3 protein-coding genes are annotated in these 3,115 nt (G+C 68.4%); all 3 read right to left on the bottom strand.

Going from position 1 to position 3,115, the window contains the following annotated elements; translation table 11 throughout:
- Positions 1–326, bottom strand: a 326-nt coding sequence (locus Q0X16_RS09390) for a hemerythrin domain-containing protein (protein ID WP_297833423.1), incomplete at its 3' end; no start/stop codon positions are given.
- Between the two features lie 16 nt (positions 327–342).
- Positions 343–2,430: a hydrogenase iron-sulfur subunit gene (locus Q0X16_RS09385; RefSeq protein ID WP_297833422.1), complete on the bottom strand. Its 2,088-nt coding sequence runs from the start codon at positions 2,428–2,430 to the stop codon at positions 343–345.
- A gap of 31 nt (positions 2,431–2,461) precedes the next feature.
- Positions 2,462–3,115 (bottom strand): SCO family protein (locus Q0X16_RS09380; protein WP_297833420.1); only part of this gene is annotated, 654 nt, incomplete at its 5' end.

Genomic DNA, 3,115 nt, shown 5'->3' with positions numbered 1-3,115 from the left:
GTGGCGAACCGTTCCTCGACGAGTTCGCCGCCGGCCTCGAAGTCATCCATGATGTCGCGGATGTCATCGAGCAGCAGCTCGTGATCACGCTTGTGCTCGGTGAACTGGTCGTAGCCCTGGTCGCGCATGACACGCTCTTCCAGGGCAAAGTGCGCGGAGACCTTGGCGAACACTTCCCCCAGCAGGTCCGTCACCACCGACCTGTCGCCCGCCGCATCGAGGCTGGCGACCAGCGTGCGGTTGATCCAGGCGATCAGTTCCTGGTGCTCGTGGTCGACATCGGCAATGCCGATCGAGAAATCCGGTCGCCAATCGATGCGGGTCATCTGACGCAACTCGTGCCTATCTGAAGGTGAAGCCGCCCGGCTGCCGGAACTCGACGACCAGGTTCTGGCCAGGGCGAAGGTCGAGGTCCGCGGTGGCGCTGTAGTCGAAACCGGATTCGCGCCCGCTGTCACGGAGCCGGACCACGGCCTGCCTTGGACCAGCGGGGACCGGGAACCGCTCGAACAGGCTGGAGGGACCGTCGTTCCACAGGCCCGCCGGTTCCTCGGTGCCGGCAAACACCGTGCGGCCGTCCAGCTGCAGCTCAATGTATACCGGCCAGCGCCCACGCGCGCAATCCACGGGCCGACGCATGTTGGGTGGCAGCTTGGCCAGCTCCTCCGGCGTCTGTTTCCGGCACTCCTGCAGGGGGCGGCCCGCGTGGCTGAAGGTCAGCGTCACCACGGCGTCGTTGTCGCCCCGCAGCGCCACCTCCGGTCGCGCCGAGAGGAAGCCCAGAGGCCACATGGCCGCGGCCAGAAGCAGGGCCTGCAGCGGCCAGCGCAGCCAGCCGGCCAGGCGCCGCGGCGGCGCCTGCCAGGCAGTCTGGACCGCAGCGTCGGCAGGCGCAGGGGCGTGAAGGGCCATGTCTCCGCGTCCGGCCAGCGAACCGATGAACCGTTCGACGGCATCCGCCCTCGCCCCCCGCTGCGCTGCATTCGCCCAGGACAGGGCCACGCGGTCGCGCGGTATGCGCTGGCGCAGGTAGGGATCGCGCGTGGCGGCGACGCGCTGGCTGGTCCAGTCCGTCCCGAGGCGCTGGTAACAGCCGACCTCGTGGCAGCCAGCCAGCATCACGCCGGCCGCCATCTTCCGCGTGATCACCAGGTCGATGAACGACGGCGGCACCATGCCCGCGCAGGGTACGTCGACCACGGCCGCCGAGCCGGTCGACGGCTGGGCAACATCCGCCCCGTGCTCGCAGCGGAACACCAGCACGCCGGGCTGGCCGGCGAGATTCTGGCAGGCGCTGGCCACGCGCTCGCGCAGCGCCGCGATGCCATGCTCGGGCAGTTCGATCCCCGGCACCAGCGCCGTGGCGCGCCGGAACGGCGTCGCCGTCGGGCAGGCGCCGGCGCAGATGCCGCAGCTCACGCAGAGATCGGCATCGACGACGGCTTCCTGCGAGAACGGCGCACCGTCGCTGCGCGCCTGCATGGTGATCGCGCTGTACGGGCAGTCATCGAAGCAGCGTGCGCAGCCATTGCAGTTGTCGAGGTGGACCACGGCCGGCGCCGGCCGCCGCAACGGAGGCGCCCAGGGCAGGATGGCCATCAGCACGAGGAAGCCCAGCGAAAGCGCCCAGAGTCCGCCGGCGCCGATGACATCCATCAGCGGGTAGAAGGCCAGGTAGAACCAGTCGAGCCCGACCGAGGCCGCCAGCGCGTCGAGGTTGGCGGCACCCTGGCTCAGGGCCGGCTCGACCAGCGACAGCGCCACCAGGGCCAGCACGGTGGCGATGCTCAGGTTGCGTGCCGGATACACCCTGGCATGGCTGTAGCGCTGGATATGCACCCACATGAACAGCAGCATCAGTAGCGGCGCAGCGATGTGCGCGAAGGCCATGAGGGAGAAGAACCGGCCGCTGAGGCCCGCATTGCTGACGAAGTTCCTCGAGATCGGCTCGGCGAAGATCGGCAGCGCATCCAGCCAGCGCGAGGTGGTCAGCGCCACGTACTGGGCCAGCTGGTCCCAGACCATCCAGTAGCCAGTGATGCCGCAGACGTAGATGAAGCCGATCAGCAGCAGGCCCGTCACCCAGGCGAACCAGCGCACGCCACGCAGGCGGTCCATGCCGAACTCGCGCAGCATGTGCACGAATGTCACCACCACCAGCGCGTCCGAGGCATAGCGGTGGATGCTGCGCAGGATGCCGCCAGCCCACCACTGGTCGTGGGTCAGCGCCTCCACCGAGGCATAGGCCTGGGTGACACCGGTATCGAAGAAGATGTAGAGGTAGATGCCGCTGATGGCAATCAGCCAGAACAGCAGCCAGCCCAGGGCACCGAGCTGCACCAGCGGATTGAGCTGCGGGCCGCAGACGGCATCGAGACCGCTTTCCAGGCGTTCGAAGCCGCCACGGATCAGGCGCTTCAGCCCGTTCATGCCAGCACTCCCGATACCGGTGCCTGACCGGCTACGAGCGCGGACGCGGACCGGGCTGCCCCTGTCGCCAGGAACGCAGGACGAAGCCGAGCACCAGCAGGGCGCAGCTCAGCCCGATGGCAATCTCGAGGATGAGCGAATAATCGAAACGGTATCGGCCGCTCTTCGGATCGTAGGACGTGCATAACAGGCGTACCCGGGACAACAAATCAGCGAGCGGCCGCTCGGCCACCGGCATGCCGAGCGCCAATCTTTTCAGGGGGTCGACGAGCATCGGCGGCTGGAATTCAGGCCCGTAGACCTGCTGGTACACCCGTCCGGCGCTGTCGAGGATTGTAACCTGTGTCAGGTGGTCGAACCCACCGGCGACAGGCGCGTAGACAAAGCCGGTCTCCCGGGCCAGGGCCGCCACTGCGGCTTCGTCACCGCTCAGGAAGTACCAACGGGGGTCCCTGATGCCGCGCTCGGCCGCATGCAGGCGCATCCGCTCGGGGGTGTCCACCCGCGTATCGAATCCCACGGTGACGACCGAAAAGGCCCCGTCGCCCAGCGTCTCGCGCGCCACGCGCACCACCTGCGCGAGACTCGAGGTCAGGGTCGGACAGATGAACGCGCAGCTGGTGTAGATGTAGCTCAGCACCACCGGCCGGCCCCGCAGCGTGGCCAGTTCCAGCGGCCGTCCGTC

Origin of the sequence: Thermomonas sp. (assembly GCF_025993755.1) — a bacterium.
In the GTDB taxonomy this organism is placed as follows: domain Bacteria; phylum Pseudomonadota; class Gammaproteobacteria; order Xanthomonadales; family Xanthomonadaceae; genus Thermomonas.
This window is presented reverse-complemented; position numbering and strand designations above follow the sequence as displayed.